Source organism: Burkholderia sp. 10_S31 (assembly GCF_056930375.1).
The window spans coordinates 1,853,660-1,876,955 of the sequence record NZ_JBXOWK010000001.1 but is presented as its reverse complement, the minus strand read 5'-3'; the positions used below and the strand labels follow the sequence as shown (position 1 = coordinate 1,876,955).

Below are 23,296 nucleotides of genomic sequence, written 5' to 3'. Positions count from 1 at the left end.
GGTTAGACGGCGAGCTCAGCGAACCGGCTCGTCTGAATGAAGGGCGGTCGCCTCGAACGCGAGAGCTTGCGCCGGTGCATCGGACGGGTCGACCACGCCGATCGCAATATGCGAAAGGGTCTGCTTCGACGCAAAGGCATCGAGCCACAGCGCTGACAAGCGGGGCAGCACGTGCTGCTCGATGAATCCGATCAGCACGCGTGCGCCGGTCTCCTGCACGAGACAGCGGCAAACGATGTAATCGACGACCGCGTCGTCGTACGTCAGCGCGATGTCGTGGCCGTCGGCCATACGCTTGACGACGCGCCCCAGATGCAGGCGGACGATGCTCGCGAGCGCACTGTCGGCAAGTGGCCGGTAGGGCACGACGGTCATGCGCCCGAGGAATGCCGCGGGGAAAGCCTTGAGTAGTTCGGGGGGCAGTGCTTCCCGCAAGCCATCCTGATTCGGCGCGAGCGACGGATCGGCGCAGAGACTCGTGCTCAGTTCGGAACCGACATTGCTCGTGAGCAGGATCGTCGTATTGCGGAAATCGATGTAGCGGCCGTCGCCGTCCTCCATGTAGCCCTTGTCGAATACCTGGAAGAACATCTCGTGCACGTCGCGGTGGGCCTTCTCGATCTCGTCGAGCAGTACGACCGAATACGGACGGCGGCGCACCGCCTCGGTCAGGACACCGCCCTCGCCGTAGCCGACATAACCCGGTGGCGCCCCTTTCAGGCCCGAGACGGTATGTGCCTCCTGATACTCGCTCATGTTGATCGTGATCAGGTTCTGTTCGCCGCCGTACAGCGCTTCGGCCAGCGCCAGCGCGGTTTCCGTCTTGCCGACGCCCGAGGGACCGGCGAGCAGGAACACGCCGAGCGGTTTCTTCGGGTCCGTGAGGCCTGCGCGTGCGGTCTGCACACGTTCGCCAATTTGACGCAGTGCGTCGGTCTGACCAATCACGCGTGCCTCGAGCGTGTCGGGCAACCTGCGCACGGCGGCGACCTCATCGGTCACCATGCGGCCGACAGGGATGCCAGTCCAATCGGATACGATTTCCGCGACGATCGCCTCGTCGACCTCGGGGAATACGAGCGGTGCATCGCCTTGCAGCGCAGCGAGCGCGTGTTCGAGTTCGCGCAGCTTCGGAAGCGCCGCCGCCTCGTCCCGTGGGGTTTCGCCGTTGTCGGGTCCAATGGACTCGCGCGCGGCCAGCAACGCCTGCGCGGCAGCCGCCTGAGCGCGCCAGCGATGCTCGACCGCAGCCTCTTCGGTCGCCAATGTATCGATGCGCGCTCGCACGCCCGTCAACGCCCTGTCGGTATCCAGACCGATACGGGCTTCCTGCACGAGCAATGCTTCCTCGGCACGCGCGGCCGCGAAACGCTGACGCACGTCGTCCAGTTCGCGCGGCGCGGCATGCTGCGACAGCGCCACGCGCGCACAGGCGGTATCGAGCAGGCTGATGGCCTTGTCCGGCAACTGACGCGACGGAACGTAACGGTGCGAGAGTGTCACCGCCGCACGAATCGCTTCATCGAGTATCACGACGCCGTGATGTCGGTAAAACGTTTGCACAAGCCCGCGCACCATATCGACCGCAGCAGCCTCGGACGGCTCCGCGATCTGCAGCACCTGGAAGCGTCGCGTGAGCGCCGGATCCTTTTCGATGTGACGCTTGTACTCGGCCCAGGTCGTCGCGCCGATCGTACGGATCGTGCCACGCGCAAGCGCGGGTTTCAGCAGATTGGCGGCATCGCCCGTACCCGCCTGTCCGCCGGCACCAATCAGCGTGTGAATCTCGTCAATGAAGAGGACCACCGGCGCCGGCGATTTTGCAGCGGCTTCGAGCAGCCCTTTCAGACGCGTCTCGAACTCCCCTTTCATGCTCGCGCCGGCGAGCAATGCACCGACATCGAGCGACAGCAGCCGCACGTCGGCAAGCTTCGGCGGCACATTGCCCGATGCAATCGCGCGCGCCAGTCCTTCCACGACGGCCGTCTTGCCGACGCCTGCCTCCCCCGTTACCAGCGGATTGTTCTGCCGACGGCGCAGCAGCACGTCGATCATCGTGCGAATCTCAAGCTCACGGCCGATGACCGGATCGATCTCGCCCGCGCGAGCGCGCGCTGTCAGGTCTGCGCAATACTGGTCGAGCGAACCACCCTTGGATGCGACTGGAATCGCGCCGGACGCCTCGCCCGGCGTTGCCGCCGAAAAGTCGCTGTGGTCGTACGGCGCATCGGCGGCTTCGGGCGAGCCATCGATCCATGCAGGCAGCTCATCGCCCAGCCCGTCGACAGGGATCTTGCCGAACGCGGGGGAGATTGACAGTAGAACGCGCCGCAACTCGGGCGTCGAAACAAGCGCAGCAACGAGCCACGCGCCGCGCACACGGCGATCACCATGACTCAGCGTTGCGAGCACCCACGCGCGTTCGATCGACGTCTCGATGTGCCACGAGAAATCGCTGATCGAACTGGCGCCGGCCGGCAGCGCGGCCAACGCTCTTGCGAAATCCCGATCCAGTGCGTCGCGATCGATGCCAGCGTGCCGCACGATGCGATGCAGGTCACTATCGGGTTGCTGCAGGAGCTGATGCAACCAGTGGACGAGTTCCACGTACGGATTACCGCGCAGCTTGCAGAACTGTGTCGCCGATTCGATGCTGCGATAGAGCTGAACCGCGAGCTTGCCGAACAGCGCCTGGCGTGAAATCGTCATGCAAACCTTCTTGTTGTTTATCGGTATGTTCCTGGCTCTGGCCGTAGCGATCAGGAATCCTATTCAGATGGCATTGTCCTACTGCCACATTTCACACATAAAGAAAGTGAAAGCCTCTCAGGCCGCGAATTATTCCAATTAATCCGCGTCGCCGTCAACCCATTCAAACAGATAGACCCGCATCGAATCACACCTTGCCACCTTACACCATCAAAGATATTCGACCATCGCCATCCGCATCACACAAGAGTCATCCACACAAACACTACAATCCATAAGCCATTGATACAACTGACAAAATCCACCAATAATAAATGTGAACGCGCTTTTAACAATTCACCGTTGACCACCCCCATCCCGATATTCACCAAGCACAATTCAGTCACTCAATTGATTTATTATTTCGAGATTAAATCTCGATAATATTTTAAAATTGAGATAATCCATTTCAAATGGACGGATGACCCACTCCCATGGGTAAAATGCGCATTCCGTCATCACTGACTCTTCCATGCGCTCATTCCGCTTGCCATGGCACCGCCAACCCGACACCTCGCTTACCGAGCCCGAGCTGCGTAACGAGTCGTGCGGTCCCCAGAAACAGGAGGGCGGCGCCGACTCTCTCCTGTTCGAACCATCGGATCTCGCGGGCGGCAATCAGTCGATCCTCGATCTGATCGGCAGCCACGGTATGAGCGGGAATGACGTCCGGGAGAAGCTCGGCACCGGGCCGCGGGCGACGCCGTTTCCTGAGCGCACCGACGACCTCGTCGAAACGCTTCACGCGCAATACTGGCGCGCGCTGACGGACCCGCACACCGCCCTTTCCGGCTCATGGAGCGAACAGCTGGATTCGCCTGCGACACCTGTTGCCTCGGTCACGCCCGATTCGCACGACGTCCGGCCGACACCGGCAGCCCCTGCTGGCCCTGCTTCCATCGAAGTGTTGCTGTCAGGCAAGCGCAACCTCGAGGACGCGTTCGGACGGCTGGGCACTGGTTTCGCTCCCGAGCTGGAGATCGAACCCATGCCGGAAGTCCTGCGCCTCTTTGCCCCTCCCGAATTCCACGCGGCGGAAATCCGCCGTGCGCCGGCGCTACCGCCCGCGCTCACCCGGCGCGAGCATCACGCACTGTCGGTCGATAGCCCGCTGGCCGCACCTGTACGCAAGGACGACGCATGACCATCCCATTTGCTGTCGGAGAGCCGTCTGGCCACGGCCTGGACGACCTGCCGATCGCCGCACGGGTCGAGCGGATCGAATCGCATATTCGCGCGCAGCCGACCTTCGCCGCCCATCGGTGGGCACTGTTCCAGTGGCTGTGCGTAACAGGCAACTGGACACGCGCCGTGATTCAACTGCAGATGTGGGCGAAGCTTGAGCCACAACAGGCGCAGGCCGCCCAGGCTTTTCGTGACCTGATCCGGGCCGAGCGCTGGCGACAGAAGGTTGTCGCGGGACACGAACGTCCTGGATTTGTTCTCGAACCGGCCTTGTGGGTCAGGGAACTGATGGGGGCGTTGGAACTGGCTGCCGACGGACACGGCGAACTCGCCGATCACACTCGCGCAAAAGCGCTCGACGCGGCGCCACTCATTGCCGCACGCACGCCGCGTGGCATCGCAAGCTGGATCGCCGACAGCGATTCGCGTTTCGGCCCGGTGTGCGAAGTCATGACGGCCGGGCACTATCGCTGGGTACCGTTCGACGATCTCGCCGCGTGGCGCATTGCGCCGCCTGCGAACCTGATCGATCTCGTCTGGGCGCCGTGTGTGCTGACACTGAGCGACGGCAGTACCGTGCGCGGTTTCATGCCTGCCCGCTACCCCGGCTCGGAAGCCGCGACCGATGCACTGCGTCTGGGGCGCGAAACGGCCTGGCATGAGTCTGGACGTACCGCCGTCATCGCGCTCGGACGAAAAACCTGGACAACGGATCAGGGGGATTTCGGTCTCTTCGAACTGGCCCACGCGCAGTTCGGCTCGCGTATCGCGGACGGCGTCACCACCGGAGAGCCGGTCGATGACTGAACGCAAGCGGCATCCCACGCGGGGCGACTCGCTCGCCGCCCGCCCACCGCGGCGGGCAAACGCACACCTGATGCCGACCCTGCTCGACCGGCTGCGGGACGACGCGCCGCATCGACTCGTCGAAGCCCCCGAAGAATATGCCGTCACGCGCAAGCAGATGCGCGACATCGTCCAACGCGATCTCGCCTATCTGCTCAACACGACAAGCATTGAAGACCGGATCGAGCGTGAACGCCACCCGCAGGCGGCCGCGTCAACCGTCAATTTCGGCGTGCCGCCGCTCGCCGGTACCTTCCTCGCGTCGCGCCAGTGGAACGACATCGAGCGGATGATCCGGCGGGCCATCACCGATTTCGAACCGCGGCTGATCTCCGATTCGCTGGTGGTGTCGCCCCGTCAGGGTGACGACGCCAGCGGCCATCACAATGTGCTCGCGTTCGAAGTGCGCGGCTTGGTTCACATGGACCCGTATCCGCTCGAATTCATGGTGCAGAGCTCGCTCGATCTCGAGACGAGCGAGATCCAGATCACCGGCATGCGCTCCGGGTAGGCACGGCATAACGACAACACGAGACCTTTCCGATGGACCCGCGACTACTCGACTATTACAACCACGAACTCATCTACATGCGCGAACTCGCCACCGAGTTCGCACAGGCGCACCCGAAAATCGCGCGCCGGCTCGGCATGCAGGCCGGCGAAGTGGCGGACCCCTACGTCGAGCGCCTGATCGAGTCGTTCTGCTTCATGGCCGCGCGCATGCAGCTCAAGCTCGATGCGGAGTTTCCGCGCTTCACGGGCCGGCTGCTGGAAGTGATCTACCCGAATTATGTCTCGCCCACACCGTCGATCGCGGTCGCGCGCCTGTACCCCGGTCAGGCAGAAGGCAATCTGGCCGCGGGCCACCGTATCGCGCGCGGCACGTCGTTCAAGGCGCGGGTTCCCGATGGCGAAAAAACCGCTTGCCAGTTTACGAGCGGCCAGGACGTCACGCTCTGGCCGCTCACGATCACCGATGCGCGCCTGACGGGCATTCCGCCCGACATCCCGGCGCTCGACCGCTATGTCCCGCCCGACCGACAGGTGCGCGGTGCACTGCGGCTGCGGCTGGCGACGACAGGCAACGTGCGCATCGCCGATCTGAAGGGGCTCGATCGACTGCCCGTGTATCTGGCCGGCGACGAACAGGTCGCTTCGCACCTGTTCGAGTTGCTGCACGTTGCCGGCGTCGCGTCCGTGATTGCCGCGCCGGGCGAATTCGGCGTACCGGGCCGCTCTCCCGCCGTCGTGACTCACGGTGCGGTCGAACACGAGGGTTTGCGCACCGATCAGAACTTGCTGCCACTCACGTGGACGAAGTTTCACGGGCACAACCTGCTACACGAATACTTCGCGTGCCCGGCACGGTTCTGGTTCTTCGCACTCAACGGTCTTGCGGAAGGGTTGTCTCGCGTGAACGGTCGCGAGGTCGAAATCGTCGTGCTGCTCGACCGAGCGCCGGGCCAGCTCACGAACCTCGTCGACGCGTCGCGCTTCGCGCTGTTCTGCACGCCCGTCATCAACCTCTTCAAACGGCATACCGACCGCATCGAGATTTCCCCCCGCGAGACCGAGTCTCATCTGGTACCTGCCCGGCTCGCACCGCTCGACTACGAAGTGTTCTCGGTGGAGAGCGTGCATGGACAGGTCGCAGCGACCTCGGACGAACTGGAATTCCGTCCACTCTATCAGACGCTGAACAACGACGAAGGCAATCACGGGCGGTACTTCTCGACACGGCGCGAACGGCGGCTCGTGTCCGATTCGGCACGCCGTTACGGCACACGGACCCCCTATGTCGGCACCGAAGTGTTTCTCTCGCTGGTTGATCAGAACGCGGCCCCATATGGCGAGGACATCCGTTTTCTGTCAGTCGTCGCGCTGCTGACGAACCGGGATCTCGCCACACTCGTGCCGCGCAACGGCGTGCGTGACCTGGCAACCGAGGAGTCCGCGCCAGTCGAGAGTATCGGTCTCATTCGCCCGCCGAGTCCGCCGAAAGCGCCGTATGCGGAGCGAGAGATGGCGTGGCGGCTGATCCGCCAGCTCAACTTCAACTACCTGCCGCTCGAAGGTCTCGATCACCGTGAAGGTGGTCAGGGACTACGCGACCTGCTGCGCCTGACCCTTTCGAACGACAACAACGAACATCTGCGGCAAGTCGAAAGCCTCGTCGGCGTCAAGACTCGCCCGGTAACACGCAAGCTGCCGGGCACCGGCCCGATGACGTTCGGGCGTGGCATCGAGTGTGCGGTGACGGTCGACGAGGCCGGTTTCTCCGGCGTGAGCCCCTATCTGTTCGGTACGATTCTCGAGCACTGGCTGGCACGGCACGTCTCGATCAACAGCTTCACGCAGACCGAATTGCATTCGATGCAGCGCGGCCGTATCGCACGCTGGCCCGTGCGCACCGGGACACGCGGAGTGCTGTGATGAAACGCGCCTCCCTGCCCGCGCTCGTGCGTGACAGCACGCTTTCGCCCGACCTGCTGGAAAGTCTTCAAATGGAGCCGTGGCGCTTCGGGTTCCTGTCACTGCTGCGACGCGTCGGCGCAAACCCCGCGGTCGACCCGGTCGGCACCGCGCGCCGGCCGCAGGCCGAGCCGTTCCGGCTCGGACAACAGCCGAGTCTCGCCTTTGCGCCGCGCGAAATCGCCAGCGTCCAGGAAGCGGCGGGACGGCTCAAGGTGAGGCTCTTCGGTCTCGGTATGCTCGGGCCCAACGGGCCGCTGCCGATCCACGTGACCGAATGGGCGCGCGAACGCGAAGAGGGCCGTCGCGACACGACCACGGTCGACTTCTTCGACATCTTCCATCACCGGTTCCTGACGCTGTTCTATCGCGCGTGGGCATCGGCACAGTCGACAGCCGGCCTCGACCGGAAAGACGACGAGCGGTTTTCGTTCTACATCGCGAGCCTCACGGGCCACGACATCGCCGAAATCGGGCGGCGTCCCTTGCCCTCGCACGCGCGGCTGGCGGCGTCCGCGCATCTCGTACGCGAGTCGCGCAACTCGGACGGACTGCGCGCCACACTCGAGCACTACTTCGGCGTGCCAGTGACGATCAAGGAGAACGTGTTCCACTGGATCGAGATCGACCCGGCCGATCAGGGACGCATGGGCCGGCCGGGCCCCGCCGCGACGATGGGACAAGCCGCGATGCTCGGCCGCGTGGTGCCGGACCGTCAGCACCGGTTCCGCATCGTGATCGGCCCCATCGATCTCGACGCGTATCTGCGCTTCACGCCGCAAGGCGAGGATCTGCCGCGTCTCGTCGAATGGGTGCGTGCGTTCGTCGGCTACGAACTGGAATGGGAACTCGAACTGTGCATCAAGCCCGAAAGCGCGCCACCGGCCGTCATGGGTGGCCAGCAGCGCATGGGATGGTCCGGCTGGCTTGGCCATCCGAACCCCGACCGGCCGATTACCGGCATGCGGTTCGAACCCGAACGTTATGTGAGGCATTTCGAACAGCACACTACTGAATCCGACAATCGACCATGAGCAAAAAGCAGTCACCCCGACAGGCCGTATCCGGTAAAGGCACCTCGAAGAACACGCCGCATCACGACCGGCTCGCGCCCGTCAGCGATTCCATGCCCTGCGGCCCGGACCTCGAATACGACCACGATTTCGTCGTGCTGTTCGCGAGTGCGGCGCCCAGACAGGACGTGCAGTACGGCGCGTTCGTCGGCGCCCCCGATCCCGTCAACTGGAGCGAGCTCGAGCGCGACTGCCAGCGGCTCATGCTGCGGACGAAAGATATTCGGGTCGCCGTGCTGTATACGCGATGCCGCACACGGCTCGCGGGTGCCGCCGGTCTTGCCGATGGCACCGGATTGCTGGCCGCCTGGCTCGATGCGTTTGCCGATCAGGTGCATCCACATCCCGATGTCGACGGCGGGCGCGACGCCGCACGCGAAATGCGAACGAATGCGATACAGGCGCTCGCCGATCCGGACGGACTGCTCGCCGACGTGCGCGAGATCGTTCTTTCGAAGTCAACGCTTGCGCGACTGCAGGTGCGCGACGTCGAGCGTGCCTTTGCGCACCCTCGCCCCACCGATGCCCTTGCGCCCGAGTCCGTTGTACAGCAGTTGCTGGATGTGCGCGCGCAGCAGCCGGAGGTCATGGCGAGTTTCGACGATGCGATTACGCATCTCGCTGCGATCGATGCATGGTGCACCGTGCACCTCGAAGGGTACCTGCCGGACCTGTCGTCACTCACGCGGCTCCTCGGCAAGTTGAATGTGCCCGCGTCGGTGAACACGGTCGAGCAGTCGGAGGAATCCCACGACCCCACGTCGGCCTCCGGCGAATCATCAGGAAGTGATGCGTTCGCGCAGCTCTCACCGGTGAATGACAGAACGGTTAGCGCCACCGAGCGCATCACGGCCCAACCGAGATCCGAACCGGTGGACCGCCAGGCCGCGCTCACTCTGATTCGTACGGCGCGAACGTGGTTCGAGACCCACGAACCCAGCAGCCCGATTCCCGTGTTGCTCAAACGTGCGGAGCGGTTCGTCGGCAAGCCTTACGCTGAGGTCGTCACGGCGATTCCAGCCGAGCTTCTGGCGCAGTGGGAAGAAACCGAGAGGGGCGAGTAACAACGGACAACCACTACATGGCACGATTAGGTAATACCGATGCGCGGACTGCTTGCTTTGGGTATGCCCATGCGAAAGGCCGGTCGTCACGCCTCCACCCGCTCACTGCGGCGCCGTTCGATGCCCCTAATCGACGAATGGGAAGCGCTTGCCCCCTACCCTGATCACCTCGTCCACGCCGCGCATACGGCCCACGGGGAGTCACTCGACATCTACCCGCCGTTCGGCCGCCGCGACGAGCCCGCTCAGCCTGATTCCCTCGTCGCCCGCCGCCCGCGCGGTTAGTACACGTCCCGCATGTAGCGCCGCGCCTTCGCAAGCCGCGCGACGTAGTCGTTCGCGGCTTCGTCCGACATCCCGCCGTGCTCGGCGACGACCGCCTTCAGCGCCGTATCGACGTCCTTCGCCATCCGGGACGCATCGCCACACACGTAGAAGTGCGCGCCCTCCTCCAGCCACTTGTACAGCTCGGCGCCCTGCTCGCGCATCCGGTCCTGCACGTAGATCTTGTCGGCCTGGTCGCGCGAGAACGCGAGATCGAGCCGCGTCAGGAAGCCGCTGTCGCGCATCGCGCTTAGTTCGTCGCCGTAGTAGAAGTCGGTCTGCGCATGCTGCTCGCCGAAGAACAGCCAGTTGCGACCGCGCGCGCCGCGCGCCTGCCGCTCGTGCAGAAAGCCGCGGAACGGCGCGACGCCCGTGCCGGGGCCGACCATCACGACCGGCACGTCGCCGTTCACCGGCGGCCGGAAATGCGCGGACTTCTGCACGAACACCGGCACGCGGCCGTCGTCGGCGCGATCGGCGAGGAACGTCGACGCGACGCCTTTGCGCGCACGCCGGCCGTTGTGATAACGCACGGCCGACACCGTCAGGTGGATCTCGCCCTGGTGCGCGCTCGGGCTCGACGCAATCGAATACAGGCGCGGCTGCAACCGCTTCAGCATCCCGACCAGTTCCGTGCCCGACAGCTCGACCGGAAACTCGTGCAGCACGTCCGCGAGCTGTTGCCCCCACAACCATTGCTTCAGGTCGGCCTTGCGATCGTCGCCGAGCAGCGCCTTCAGCGCGCCGTTCGCGCTGCGCGATGCGATGAACGCGAGCGTGTCCGGATGCGGGCGCGTGATGTCGAAGTGGCGCGCGAGCGCATCGCCGAGGCGCACGTCGCCGATGCCCGCGACCGACACCGGGGCGTCGGCCTTCAGCGCGGTAACGGACAGCAGCTCGTCGACTAGCTCCGGACAGTTGGTCGGCCACACGCCGAGTGCGTCGCCGGTTTCGTATTCGAGGTTCGCGCCTTCGGTCGACAGCGACACGTAGCGCGTGTCCTTCGCGGCGCCCGGCCGGTTGAGCCGCAGATTCGCGACGAGCTTCGACGGCGCCGGATGCGCCTTGGTCGGCAGCAGCCCCGACGGGCTCAATCCGGCGGACGGCACCGCATGCAGCGCCGCATCCGCTTCCTTGATGCGTGCGACCACGCGTTCGAGCCACTGGTCCGCGTCGCGCTGGAATTCGACGTCGCAATCGACGCGCGCGCACAGACGCGCCGCGCCGAGTTCCGCGAGGCGCGCATCGAGCCGGCGGCCATGCCCGCAGAACTGGTCGTAGTTGCGGTCGCCGAACGCGAGCACCGCGAAGTGCACGCCGTCGAGGCGCGCGGCGCTGCCGGCCTGCAGCGCATCCCAGAACTCGCTGCCGTTGTCGGGCGCATCGCCGTCGCCGAACGTGCTCGTCATCAGCAGCACGTATTGCGCGCCGGCCAGCGACGCGACCGGATAGTCGGACATGCACGCGGTGCGGATCTCGAAGCCCGCGTTCATCAGCTGCGTCGCGTAATCCTCGGTCAGCGATTCGATGTTGCCGGTCTGCGACGCCCACAGCAGCACGACCTTCGGACGCGTGCGCACGATCCGCACGCCGCCGGGCGCGGCAGCCTCGGACGGCAGCGCGGGTGCCGCGCCATCCGCCGAGTGGGCCGGCAGCGAGCGGCTGAACAGCCCCGCGAGCATCCCGTCGAGCCAGAACCGCACCGGCGGCGCGAGCGGCGCGCCGGCCGGCAGCACCGGCACGCTGCCTTCACGCCGGCCGGCGCTCGCCTTCAGCCCGCTGACGAGGCCGGCCACGTACAGGCGCTCCGCATCGGAGAGCGGCGGCGGTGCGAGATCGGCCACGCCGAGCGCGGCCGCGAAAGTGTCGAGGTCTGCCATGTCGGATTCCTGTGAAGCCGTGATCGGCGCCGCTGCCGGCGCGGGCCGCGCGTCGGCAGCGAACGCCTCGGGTTGCGCCGTGTCGTCGTCGGCGCACGCGAACGCGTCCGTGTCGACGCGCGTCAGCGCGACCGCGCAATATTTCAGTTCGGGTTGCTGCGATTCCGGATCGATCGCGTCGTTCGTCACCGCGTTGATGCACAGGTCGTCGCCGTACACGTCGTTCCAGTGCATCGGCGCGAAGCAGTTGCCGCGCTGCACGCGCTCGGTCACGACGGCCGGCAGCACCGCACGGCCACGCGCCGAACGGATCTCGACGCTGTCCTTCGTCGCGATGCCGAGCGCGCTCGCGTCGTCCGGATGCAATTCGACGAACGGGCGCGGATTGAGCTTGTTCAGCATGCCGACCTTGCCCGTCTTCGTCATCGTGTGCCATTGATGCTGCAGCCGACCGGTGTTCAGCACGATCGGGAACGTGTCGTCGGGCAGTTCGGCTGGCGCGACGTGCGGCCGCGCGAAGAAGCGCGCCTTGCCCGACGGCGTCGGGAACGCGAGGCGCGGCGCGTCGTGCCCGTCTGCGGCCGCGCGCGGCGTCTGGCTCACGCCGTCGTTCAGGTAACGGATCGGATGCCGCTCGCGCGCGGTGCCCGGCGCGACCGGCCATTGCACCGGGCCGTCGCGCAGCGCCGCGTGGCTCGCGCCGCGCAGGTCGTAGCCGGTCGCCGGATTCGAAAAGCGCACGATCTCGTCGAACACGTCGGCCGCCGACGCATAGTCGAACGCATCGCCGAAGCCCATCGCGCGCGCGACTTCCGCGACAATGCGCCAGTCGGGCAGCGCGTCGCCGGGCGGCGCGATCGCGGCGTGCATCAGCGTCATGTTGCGCTCGGAGTTGATCATCACGCCGTCGCCCTCGGCCCATAGCGCGCCGGGCAGCAGGATGTCCGCGTAGCGGTTGGTCTCCGTGTCGAGGAACGCGTCCTGCGCGATCACGAGCTCCGCGGCCTGCAGCCCCGCGATCACGTTCTGCCGGTTCGGCACGGTCGCGACCGGATTCGTGCAGACGATCCAGCACGCCTTGATGTCGCCGGCCGCCATCCGTTCGAACAGGTCGACCGTGCCGTTGCCAGTTTCCTTGCGCAGCGTGCCGGCCGGCACGCGCCACAGGTTCTCGACGAAACGGCGATCGTCGTCGGATGCCACCGAGCGCTGGCCCGGCAGCCCGGGGCCCATGTAGCCCATCTCGCGCCCGCCCATCGCGTTGGGCTGGCCGGTCAGCGAGAACGGCCCGCTACCGATGCGGCAAATCTTGCCCGTTGCGAGATGCAGGTTGCAGATCGCGTTGGTGTTCCACACGCCGTGCGTGCTCTGGTTGAGCCCCATGGTCCAGCAGCTCATCCATTCCTGCGCGTCGCCGATCCATTGCGCGGCCGTGCGGATGTCGGCCTCCGCGAGCCCGGTGATTTCCGCGACGCGCTCGGGGGTGTAGTCGGCGAGGAACGCGGGCATCGCGTCCCAGCCTTCGGTGTATGCATCGATGAACGCGGCATCGGTGCGGCCGTTCGCGTGCAGCAGGTGCAGCAGCCCGTTGGTCAGCGCGAGATCGGTGCCCGGCCGGATCTGCAGGAACAGGTCGGCCTTGTCGGCGGTGCCGGTGCGGCGCGGATCGACGACGATCAGCTTCGCGCCGGCCTTCACGCGATCCATCATCCGCAGGAACAGGATCGGGTGACAGTCGGCCATGTTCGCGCCGATCACGAAGAACAGGTTCGCGCGATCGAAGTCCTGGTACGACCCGGGCGGGCCGTCCGCGCCGAGCGACTGCTTGTAGCCGGTGCTCGCGCTCGCCATGCAGAGGCGCGAGTTCGACTCGATGTTGTTGGTGCCGACGAAGCCCTTCGCGAGCTTGTTCACGAGGTATTGCGCCTCGATCGACATCTGCCCCGACACGTAGAACGACAGCGCATCGGGCCCGTGCGCGTCGAGCACCGCGCGCAGCCGCCGCGCGGTTTCCGCGATCGCGTCGCGCGCCGGCAGCGGCACGAGGTCGTCCTCGCGCGCGCGCCGCACGAATGCGCGATCGAGTCGCCCGGAGCGACGCAGCGCGACGTGCGCGGACGAGCCCTTCGTGCACAGCCGCCCGAAGTTGGTCGGATGGTCGGAGTCGCCGGACACCTTGACGACCTCGCCATCCTCGACGTGCAGCACCATCCCGCAGCCGACGCCGCAGTACGGGCACACGCTCTTGACGGGGGTGGCGCTCATGCGTGCTCCGGGGCGTTCAGGCGGCAATCCACACGAAACCGTCCTCGACCCGCGACGGATACGCGCTCACCGACTTCTCGGGCGACTCGAGGCATTCGCCGGTACGCAGGTCGAAATGCTGCTTGTACAGCGGCGACGCGACGACGACGCGCTCGCCGAGACTGCCGATCAGCCCGCGCGACATCACGGCCGCCTGCGACACCGGGTCGACGTTGTCGATCGCGAACACGCCGCCTTCTTCGGCGTGCGCGACGTGAAACACCGCGACCTGCTCGCCGTTGACGAGCGCGCACACGCCGGTGTTCGGCACGATGTCGTCGAGCGGGCACACGCGGGTCCAGGACAGGGGAAGACGATCGTTCATGATGGGCTCCTTGGAAAAGACGCTGGTGTCGGTCAGGGTCAGACGGTTGCGGATTCGATGGCGGATTCGGCGACGACGGGAATCGACACGGGCTTGCCGCCCACGCGCTCGTCGGGCGTCGCGGGACGGATCTGGCCGCGCGTCTCGACGAATGCGATGGTCGCGTCCGGCGCGTCGCTGTTCACGAAGTGGCGGAAGCGCTTGCGCGTTTCCGGATCGGTGACGGCCTTCTTCCATTCGCATTCGTAGGTGTCGACCACGTGTTGCATGTCGGCCTCGAGTTCGGCCGCGATCCCGAGCTTGTCGTGCACGACGACGTCGGTCAGGTAGTCGAGGCCGCCCTCGAGGTTGTCGCGCCACACGCTGGTGCGCTGCAGCCGGTCGGCCGTGCGCACGTAGAACATCAGGAAGCGGTCGATGTAGCGGATCAGCGTGGCGCGATCGAGGTCCGACGCGATCAGTTCCGCGTGGCGCGGCTTCATCCCGCCGTTGCCGCACACGTACAGGTTCCAGCCCTTCTCGGTCGCGATGATGCCGACGTCCTTGCCCTGCGCTTCCGCGCACTCGCGCGTGCAGCCCGACACGCCGAACTTGATCTTGTGCGGCGCGCGCAAGCCCTTGTAGCGGTTCTCGATGTCGATCGCGAGACCGACCGAATCGTCGACGCCGTAGCGGCACCACGTCGAGCCGACGCACGACTTCACGGTGCGCACCGACTTGCCGTACGCATGCCCCGATTCGAAGCCGGCCGCGATCAGCTCTTCCCAGATCGACGGCAGCTGCTCGACGCGCGCGCCGAACAGGTCGACGCGCTGGCCGCCCGTGATCTTCGTGTAAAGGCCGTACTTCTGCGCGACCTGGCCAACGGCGATCAGCCCTTCCGGCGTCACCTCGCCGCCCGCCATGCGCGGCACGACCGAGTACGTGCCGTCGCGCTGGATGTTCGCGAGGTAGTAGTCGTTCGAATCCTGCAGCCCCGCATGCTCCTTCTTCAGCACGAACTCGTTGAAGCACGATGCGAGGATGCCCGCGACGGCCGGCTTGCACACGTCGCAGCCGAGGCCGTGACCGTGCTTAGCGAGCAGTTCGGCGAAGGTCGTGATGCGCTCGACGCGGATCAGGTGGAACAGCTCCTGGCGCGAATGCGGGAAGTGCTCGCACAGATGGTTGTTGACCGCGAGGCCCTGCTTCTTCATCTCGGCCTTCATGATCTGCGTGACGAGCGGCACGCAGCCGCCGCACGACGTGCCCGCGCCCGTGCACGACTTCAGTGCGCCGAGGCTCGTCGCGCCGTCGGCCACCGCCGCGCAGATCTGCGACTTCGACACGTTGTTGCACGAGCAGATCTGCGCGCCTTCCGGCAGCGCGTCGACGCCGATCGCCGGCTTCGCCGCGTCGTCCGACGACGGCAGGATCAGGAATTCCGGCGACTCGGGCAACTCGATGCGGTTCAGCATCATCTGCAGCAGCGTGCCGTATTCGGCCGCGTCGCCGACCATCACCGCGCCGTGCAGGAACTTGCCGCAGTCCGACACCACCAGCTTCTTGTAGACCTGGCGGCGCTCGTCCGCGTACTGATACGTGCGGCTGCCGGCCGTCGCGCCGTGCGCGTCGCCGATGCTCGCGACGTCGACGCCCATCAGCTTCAGCTTCGTGCTCATGTCGGCACCGGCGAACGCGGCGTCGGCCGCGTCGGCGACATCGCCGCCGAGCTGCTTCGCGACCACGCGCGCCATGTCGTAGCCCGGCGCGACGAGGCCATACACCATGCCGTTCCAGGCCGCGCATTCGCCGATCGCGTAGATGTCGGCGTCGCTCGTGCGGCACGCATCGTCGATCGCGACGCCGCCGCGCGGGCCGATTTCGAGGCCGCACGCACGCGCCAGTTCGTCGCGCGCGCGGATGCCGGCCGAGAACACGATCATGTCGGCGTCGAGATGCGAGCCGTCGGCGAACGCCATCCGGTGCGTGCCGTCCTCGCCGTCGACGATCTCCCGCGTGTTCTTGCCCGTATGCACGGTCACGCCGAGTGCCTCGATCTTCGCGCGCAGCATCCGGCCGCCGCCGTCGTCGACCTGCACGGCCATCAGCCGCGGCGCGAATTCGACGACGTGCGTGTCGAGTCCCATGTCGCGCAGCGCCTTCGCGCACTCGAGGCCGAGCAGCCCGCCGCCGACCACCACGCCGCGCTTCGCGTGCGTGCCGCATGCCTGCATTGCTTCGAGATCCTCGATCGTCCGGTACACGAAGCAGCCCGCGCGGTCGTGGCCCGGCATCGGCGGCACGAACGGACGCGAGCCCGTCGCGAGCACCAGCTTGTCGTACGCGAGCGTCTCGCCGGAGTCGAGCGTGACCGTGTGTGCGGCGCGGTCGATCGATGCGACGCACGCGTTCAATCGCAGGTCGAACTGCGGATGCCGTTCGAAGAAGCCGGGCTCGACGAGCGACAGGTCGTCCGCCGACTTGCCCGCGAAGAATTCCGACAGGTGCACGCGGTCGTACGCCGGGCGCGGTTCCTCGCCGAGCACCGTGACCTGCAGCGCATCCGCCGTGCCGGCTTGCGCCGCGACGCATTCGAGGAGCTTGTGGCCGACCATCCCGTGGCCGATGACGATGAGTTTCATGATGACGTTTCCTTCGGTCGATCAGTTCGCGGCGTTGGCGGCGGCCAGCGCGCGATCGCGCAGCTCGGCCTCGCGTGCCTTGTGTTCTTCGCTGAAGCGCACGGCCATTGCGCACAATGCGGTCGCGGTGACGGCGAGCCCGAGCAGGCTCAGCGTGTGCTGCACGTCGCCAACGCCCTTCAGCAGGAAGGCCGCGGCCACCGCGCCGACGTTGCCGCCCGCGCCGACGATCCCCGCGACGCCCCCCAGCGCCTTGCGGTCGATGAACGGCACGAGCGCATAGGTCGCGCCGCAAGCCATGTGCGTGAAGAGGCCGAAGGTCAGCATCGCGACGAGCGCCATGCCGATGCCTTGCGCATGCGAGAACCAGAGCAGCCCGAGCCCTTCGCCGATAATCAGCGCGCACAGCAGCATCGCGCGCACGTCGAGGCTGCGGCGCGCGGCGATCTTGTCCGACAGCCAGCCGCCGAGCGCGCGGGCGAACAGCGCGAGCAGCCCGAACAGGCCGACCGCGAAGCCCGCATCCTTCAGCGACAGGTTGAAGTGGTTGACGTAGTACAGCGCGGCGATGTTGTGGATGAACACCTCGACGCCGAAGCATGCGCCGTACGTGACGAACAGCATCCACACGCGATAGTTGCCGCATGCCGTGAAGAAGCTCGCCCAGCCGCCCTTCTTGCCGCTGTCGACCGTCACGCCCTGCTTGCGCAGCGCGACGAAGTCGCCTTGCGGGCAGTCCTGCGTGAAGCGCCAGTACGCCCATGCCATCGCGAGCATCGCGACGCCCGGCACGACCAGCGCGATGCGCCACGACGCGTCGTCGCCGAAGCCGAGCATCAGGCCGGCCGCGACGAGCAGCGGCATCATCGCCTGCGTCGCGCCCGCGCCCGCATTGCCCCAGCCGGCCGTCGTCGCGTTCGCGGTGCCGACCACATTCGGCGCGAACATCACCGACGTGTGGTACTGCGTGATCACGAAGCCCGCGCCGATCGCACCGATGCCGAGGCGGCAGATCAGGAACGACAGATAGTCGTGCGTGAACGACACCGCGAACACGGGGATCGCGCCGAGCAGGAGCAGCCCGGCATATACGCGGCGCGGGCCGAAGCGGTCGCACATCGGGCCGACCAGCAGCCGCACGGCAATCGTCGCGGCCACTGCCGCGATGTTGATGTTCGCGACCTGTGCCGCGGTGAGATGGAATTCGCGCGCAATCAGCGGCATCAGCGGTGCACACGCGAACCATGCGAAGAAGCACACGAAAAACGCCATCCACGTCATGTGGAACGCGCGCATCGGCGCGCTGCGGAAGCTGAAGAGATCGATACGGGTAGCTTTGTCGGTCATGTCATCCGCCAAACGAAAAACGGCGTCCTGCGCACCGGTCTCGTCGAGACCTGATGCGTAGGACGCCGTTGCCCATGAAGCCCGTTGCCGGGCGCGTCAGTAATCGGTAGTGCGGACGAATCGCCGTTGATTCGCCCGAACCAGCTAACGCAAGCGCCGTGCCATGTCCGCTCGAATCGCACCGGGCGCCCCGCCACACAAGGCGCACCGCCCGTCGCACGCGTCGCGGCGGTGCGCCGTGCGCAATGCGTCGGGATGCACCGAGGCACAGATGTGGTGCGCTGCAGCACTATCGCCGTGCGACATCGCGGTGCGCGATGACGGGGCGGGATGCACACCGATGCGGCATTGCGTGCGCCATGGCCCCGCGACCGCATGCGTGTTCGCGGCCGGCCCGGCCGTCGCGCGCCGCATGCCGCCATGTTCGCGGCACGGTTCGAGCAGGTTGGCCCGGATATTGCTGAATCCTTTGCACACACCGGCAACGGCGCCGGTGGGCAGTCCCCGCAAAGCAGGCCCGCCGTCACAGGCGGGTGCAGCAGATCTGGACAACGACGTCCCCCCGTGCGCGGCACGGCCGGATGCCGTGGTCGCTTCGACCGCCCGCCGCCGCCGCAAGCAACGACATGCAATCGACCGCCGCACGCACGCGGCACAGGAACACGACATGACGACAGGCAAAGTCACGCTGCTGGGCGCCGGCCCCGGCGATCCCGATCTCCTCACGCTGAAGGCCGTGAAGGCGCTGGCGGCCGCCGACGTGCTGCTGCTCGACGATCTCGTCGCCCCCGGCATCGCCGAACTCGCCCCGCACGCGCGCGTGATCCGCGTCGGCAAGCGCGGCGGCTGCCGCTCCACGCCGCAGGCATTCATCGAGAAGCTGATGCGCCGCTACGCGCTGCGCGGCGCGCACGTCGTGCGCGTCAAGGGCGGCGACGCGCTGCTGTTCGGCCGCGCCGGCGAAGAACTCGCGACGCTGCGCGCCGCCGCGATTCCGGTGGACATCATCAACGGGATCTCGTCGGGATTCGCGGCCGCAGCCAGCCTCGGCATCTCGCTCACGCACCGCGAGCACTGCCAGGGCGTCACGTTCATCACCGCCCACCGCCAGGATCACGGCGAACCCGACTGGGCAGCGCTCGCGGCGACCGGCACCACGCTCGCCATCTACATGGGGATGAGCCGCGTCGACAGCATCGCGACGGGCCTGCTCGCCGCATTGCCGGCATCGACGCCGGCCGCCGCCGTGCAGTGGGCCGGCACGCCGCACGAGCGCCGCTGGACCGGCACGCTCGGCAGCCTCGCGCATGGCGTCGCGGCGGCCGGGCTCGGCAGCCCGGCCGTGATGCTCGTCGGCGCGGCGATCGGCGAAGCCGCCGTGCAGTGCACGGATGCCGCCAGCGAAGCAACGCTGTCCCGGGCCGCGTAATGCGCTGCGTCACGCCGTGCCGTCCGCACGCACGCTCCGTTCACCGCAGCCGCGTTCGCGCCGGCTGCCGGGCGGGCGGACGCGAGGTCCCGCATCCATCGATGTCCGTCCGCTCCCCGCAACCCCTGTTCAACCCTTGCACCGCAGCCTGTCCGCCCCCGTTCGCGTCATGAGTTCGCCTGTCCCGCCCGCACGCCTGCGCGTGCTGCTCGTCACCGATACCGACAAGCCGATCGGCGAACTCGGCGACGCGCTCGCGCGCCTCGGCTACGAGATGCTGAACGACGTCGCGACACCCGCGCGCCTGCCCGCCGCCGTCGAGGAGCAGCACCCCGACGTCGTGATCATCGATACCGATTCGCCGTCGCGCGACACGCTCGAGCAACTGGCCGTGATGCACGCCACCGCGCCGCGCCCCGTGCTGATGTTCAGCCACGATGCCGACCAGGCGCTGATTCACGCGGCGGTCGGCGCGGGCGTCAGCGCGTATCTCGTCGAAGGGCTGTCGGCCGAGCGCCTCGCGCCGATCCTCGAAGTCGCGCTCGCGCGCTTCTCGCACGACGATGCGCTGCGCCGCCGGCTCGCCGATGTCGAGCGCGAACTCGCCGAACGCAAGCTGATCGACCGCGCGAAGCGCCTGCTGATGGACCAGCGCAGGCTGTCCGAGCACGATGCGTATGCGCTGCTGCGCAAGCGCGCGATGGATCAGGGGCTGCGCATCGTCGACGTCGCGCGGCAACTGCTCGATGCGCCACCTCAATGACCGCCATGAACACTTCTCCTCCCGCCGCGCCGGAACGCGCGCATCTTCGCCTCGGGTTCGTCGCATTGAGCGACGCTGCCCCGCTGATCGTCGCGCATAAGCTGAATCTCGGTGCGCGCCACGGCCTGACGCTGGAGCTGAGCCGCCAGCCATCGTGGGCCGCCGTACGCGACAAGCTGCTGACCGGCGAACTCGACGCCGCGCATGCGCTGTACGGGCTCGTATGCGGGCTGCAGCTCGGCATCGGCGGCCCGCAGGCCGACATGGCCGCGCTGATGGTGCTGAACCGCAACGGCCAGGCGATCACGTTCGCCCGTGGCCTCGCCGACGCGTACCGCGCAAGCGGCGACGTGCGTGCAGCGCTCGCCACGCTCGGCCGCAAGCCGCTGCTCGCGCAGACCTTCCCGACCGGCACGCATGCGATGTGGCTGAACTACTGGCTCGCGTCGCACGGCGTCGACCCGCTGCGCGACGTGCGCAGCGTCGTGATCCCGCCGCCCGAGATGGTCGCGGCGCTCGCGAGCGGCGAGCTCGACGGCTTCTGCGCGGGCGAGCCGTGGCACGCGGTGGCCGACGCCTGCGGCGCGGGCCGGACCGTCGCCGTCACGAGCGAGATCTGGCCCGATCATCCGGAGAAGGTGCTCGCGACCCGGCGCGATTTCGTCGCGCTCTATCCGGCCACCGCGCGGGCGCTGATCCGCACGCTCGTCGATGCGTGCGCGTGGCTCGACAGCGCCGCGCACCGTCGCGACGCAGCCGGCTGGCTCGCGTCGCCCGATGCACTCGGCGTGCCGGCCCGTCTGATCGCGCCGCGCCTGCTCGGCGACTACGGCGCGGGGCCGTTTGCGCAGCCGCCGCTGCCAATCCGCTTCCACGACGGCGGCACCGTGAACCGGCCGGATCCGCGCGACGGCCAGTGGTTCCTGTCGCAATACCGGCGCTGGGGCATGCTCGACGGCGCGCACGACGACGCGGGGATCGCCGCGGCGATCGCGCAGACGGCGTTGTATGATGCTGCGGTCGCCGAAGGCGGTTCAGCGGACCGGTGATCCCGATACACGGGATACCGGCACCACGGGGCCGCAGGGCTGACGCACCGCGCAACGCCTGACGCGATGTGCCGGTCCGCACCGGCCTCCGCGCTGCTCGGACGCTTTCTTGTCCGTGCCGCCAGTTCCGTCCCCGTCCAGAATCGATGCCGAAACGAACGCGCACGCCGCTCGACGTGCTGCTCACCGAAATCCGCGCGTGCCGCGCCTGCGAAGCCGACCTGCCGCTCGGCCCGCGCCCGGTCGTGCGCGCCCATCGCGATGCCCGTATCCTGATCGTCGGACAGGCGCCCGGCGCCCGCGTCCATGCGAGCGGGATCCCGTGGGACGATGCAAGCGGCAAGCGGCTGCGCGACTGGCTGGGCGTCGACGCCGACACCTTCTACGACGAGACGCGCTTCGCGATCGTGCCGATGGGTTTCTGCTACCCGGGCCGCGGCGCGAGCGGCGACAACCCGCCGCGCCCCGAATGCGCACGACTATGGATCGACCGGTTGCTCGCCGAACTGCCGTCGATCCGGCTGACGCTGCTGATCGGCCAGTACGCGCAGCGGCATTTCCTGCGCGACACGCGCAAGGCCACGCTGACCGACACCGTGCAGGCGTGGCGCGACTATGGCCCCGACGTGCTGCCGCTGCCGCATCCGTCGCCGCGCAACCAGGCGTGGTTCAAACATCATCCGTGGTTCGACGCCGAGGTCGTGCCTGAACTGAGGCGGCGCGTCGCGCCACTGGTGGCGGGCTGACCCGCGCACCCCGCGGATTCCGGCCGCGCCCGGTTCGCTGTACCATCGCGGCTCAACCGCGTCACGAACAGCAGAATCCTTCATGCCCTCCACCGCCCCGCCGCGCCTGTACGGGATGCCCGAACGCAGCGACCGGCTCGATTTCTACGTCCGCGACCAGGCGTCGCGCCAGGCGATCACCGAGCCGCACCGGCACGCGTATTTCCAGATCCAGTTCAACCTCGGCGGCGACACCGAGCAGCGGATCGGCGGCGTCACGCGGCCGTTTCCGCGCGGCGCGCTCGCGTTCGTGCTGCCGCACCGCGAGCACCTGATTCCGCATCCGGAAGGCGCGCACTTCATCGTGATCAACTTCAGCCAGGCGTTCCTGCGCGCCGATCTCGACGTCGATCCGCTCGATCTCGAGGACGTCCCCGCGCACCGTTTTCCCGAGCTGACACCGTTCCGCTTCCAGGAACATCTCGACTTCATCCTGACCGGCGACGCGTTCGACGAGGCGCGCCGTCTCGCGCTGTGCATGCTCGATGCCGACCGCGTGCGCACCTTCGGCTCGACCACGCTGCTGCGCGGCTACCTGCTGCAGCTGATCGGACTCGTCTGCACGCAGTACGCGGGCGCGCTCGACAAGCTCGCGCAGCGCGGCGCCCAGCGCGCGGGCCGGCGCGACGCGCTCGCGCGCGTGCTGCGCCACGTGCGTGCGAACCTGACCCGCGAGGACCTGACGCTCGCGGCCACCGCCGAGGCCGCGTTCCTGTCGCCGAACTACCTCGCGCACCTGGTGCGCAAGGAAACCGGCAGCACCTTCACCGATCTCGTGACCGAGCGCCGGATCGCGCTCGCGCAGTCGCTGCTCGCGCATACGAGCCGGCGCATCGCGGACATCGCGCGCTCGGTCGGCTTCCGCGACGAAGGGTATTTCGCGCGGCGCTTCCGCGCACGGGTCGGCGTGTCGCCGAAAGCATACCGGGACGCGAACGCCGCGCTGCCGGCCGCCGATGAAGTGCCGGCGGCCGGCGACGCGTAGTTTTGTCCGGTTAAAGCGCAGTTGCGTCGCATCCGGGCGCGCATGCGTCGGGTATCGTTCCATGCATGCCGGCCCGCGGCGCACTGCGCGGGC

Annotated in this window: 16 protein-coding genes; 11 read left to right on the top strand and 5 right to left on the bottom strand. The window is 67.4% G+C overall.

What is annotated here, in order from left to right; genetic code table 11:
* Positions 1-15 precede the first annotated feature (15 nt).
* Positions 16-2,709, bottom strand: a complete 2,694-nt coding sequence (gene tssH, locus AC1Z3W_RS08425; RefSeq protein ID WP_175824603.1) for a type VI secretion system ATPase TssH — start codon at positions 2,707-2,709, stop codon at positions 16-18.
* A gap of 511 nt (positions 2,710-3,220) precedes the next feature.
* Here tssH and AC1Z3W_RS08420 point away from each other — a divergent pair.
* The 6 genes from AC1Z3W_RS08420 to AC1Z3W_RS08395 are packed head-to-tail and all read left to right on the top strand — an operon-like array spanning position 3,221 to position 9,388.
* Complete coding sequence (locus AC1Z3W_RS08420; RefSeq protein WP_175824602.1) at positions 3,221-3,892, top strand: TagK domain-containing protein; 672 nt, start codon at positions 3,221-3,223, stop codon at positions 3,890-3,892.
* On the top strand, positions 3,889-4,740 hold the full coding sequence (locus AC1Z3W_RS08415; protein WP_483507428.1) for a type VI secretion system accessory protein TagJ: 852 nt from the start codon (positions 3,889-3,891) through the stop codon (positions 4,738-4,740). The genes AC1Z3W_RS08420 and AC1Z3W_RS08415 overlap by 4 nt, the downstream gene beginning before the upstream one ends.
* Positions 4,733-5,290, top strand: coding sequence for a type VI secretion system baseplate subunit TssE (gene tssE / locus AC1Z3W_RS08410; protein ID WP_124832188.1), 558 nt, complete (start codon positions 4,733-4,735; stop codon positions 5,288-5,290). The genes AC1Z3W_RS08415 and tssE overlap by 8 nt, the downstream gene beginning before the upstream one ends.
* 32 nt (positions 5,291-5,322) lie before the next feature.
* Positions 5,323-7,212, top strand: a complete 1,890-nt coding sequence (tssF, locus tag AC1Z3W_RS08405; RefSeq protein WP_483507427.1) for a type VI secretion system baseplate subunit TssF — start codon at positions 5,323-5,325, stop codon at positions 7,210-7,212.
* Entirely contained in the window at positions 7,212-8,285 is a 1,074-nt protein-coding gene (gene tssG / locus AC1Z3W_RS08400) for a type VI secretion system baseplate subunit TssG (RefSeq protein ID WP_124832190.1), read from the top strand. The genes tssF and tssG overlap by 1 nt, the downstream gene beginning before the upstream one ends.
* Positions 8,282-9,388 carry a type VI secretion system protein TssA gene (locus AC1Z3W_RS08395; RefSeq protein ID WP_124832192.1) on the top strand — a complete coding sequence of 369 codons (1,107 nt, stop codon included), beginning with the start codon at positions 8,282-8,284 and terminating at the stop codon, positions 9,386-9,388. The genes tssG and AC1Z3W_RS08395 overlap by 4 nt, the downstream gene beginning before the upstream one ends.
* 281 nt (positions 9,389-9,669) lie before the next feature.
* On the opposite strand, the gene AC1Z3W_RS08390 is transcribed toward AC1Z3W_RS08395, so the two are convergent.
* Genes AC1Z3W_RS08390 through AC1Z3W_RS08375 form a run of 4 tightly spaced genes read right to left on the bottom strand, consistent with a single transcriptional unit; the run spans position 9,670 to position 18,192 of the window.
* Positions 9,670-13,857, bottom strand: coding sequence for a bifunctional nitrate reductase/sulfite reductase flavoprotein subunit alpha (locus tag AC1Z3W_RS08390; protein ID WP_124832194.1), 4,188 nt, complete (start codon positions 13,855-13,857; stop codon positions 9,670-9,672).
* 16 nt (positions 13,858-13,873) lie between these two features.
* Positions 13,874-14,221 (bottom strand): nitrite reductase small subunit NirD, encoded by a 348-nt coding sequence (gene nirD, locus AC1Z3W_RS08385; protein WP_057925008.1) that lies wholly within the window; start codon positions 14,219-14,221, stop codon positions 13,874-13,876.
* A 38-nt stretch (positions 14,222-14,259) separates the two neighbouring features.
* Positions 14,260-16,845 (bottom strand): nitrite reductase large subunit NirB, encoded by a 2,586-nt coding sequence (gene nirB / locus AC1Z3W_RS08380; RefSeq protein ID WP_124832196.1) that lies wholly within the window; start codon positions 16,843-16,845, stop codon positions 14,260-14,262.
* 21 nt (positions 16,846-16,866) lie between these two features.
* Entirely contained in the window at positions 16,867-18,192 is a 1,326-nt protein-coding gene (locus AC1Z3W_RS08375) for an MFS transporter (RefSeq protein ID WP_057925006.1), read from the bottom strand.
* Positions 18,193-18,859: 667 nt separating this feature from the next.
* Between AC1Z3W_RS08375 and cobA the strand changes: the two genes are divergently transcribed.
* From cobA to AC1Z3W_RS08350, 5 genes are all read left to right on the top strand, one after another.
* Positions 18,860-19,621, top strand: a complete 762-nt coding sequence (cobA, locus tag AC1Z3W_RS08370) for a uroporphyrinogen-III C-methyltransferase (protein WP_057925005.1) — start codon at positions 18,860-18,862, stop codon at positions 19,619-19,621.
* 169 nt (positions 19,622-19,790) lie between these two features.
* On the top strand, positions 19,791-20,384 hold the full coding sequence (locus AC1Z3W_RS08365; protein WP_057925004.1) for an ANTAR domain-containing response regulator: 594 nt from the start codon (positions 19,791-19,793) through the stop codon (positions 20,382-20,384).
* Positions 20,385-20,389: 5 nt separating this feature from the next.
* On the top strand, positions 20,390-21,433 hold the full coding sequence (locus tag AC1Z3W_RS08360) for a CmpA/NrtA family ABC transporter substrate-binding protein (RefSeq protein WP_124832198.1): 1,044 nt from the start codon (positions 20,390-20,392) through the stop codon (positions 21,431-21,433).
* Positions 21,434-21,579: 146 nt separating this feature from the next.
* Complete coding sequence (locus AC1Z3W_RS08355; RefSeq protein ID WP_057925003.1) at positions 21,580-22,179, top strand: uracil-DNA glycosylase family protein; 600 nt, start codon at positions 21,580-21,582, stop codon at positions 22,177-22,179.
* An 82-nt stretch (positions 22,180-22,261) separates the two neighbouring features.
* Positions 22,262-23,203 carry a helix-turn-helix transcriptional regulator gene (locus AC1Z3W_RS08350; protein ID WP_057925002.1) on the top strand — a complete coding sequence of 314 codons (942 nt, stop codon included), beginning with the start codon at positions 22,262-22,264 and terminating at the stop codon, positions 23,201-23,203.
* Positions 23,204-23,296: the final 93 nt, after the last annotated feature.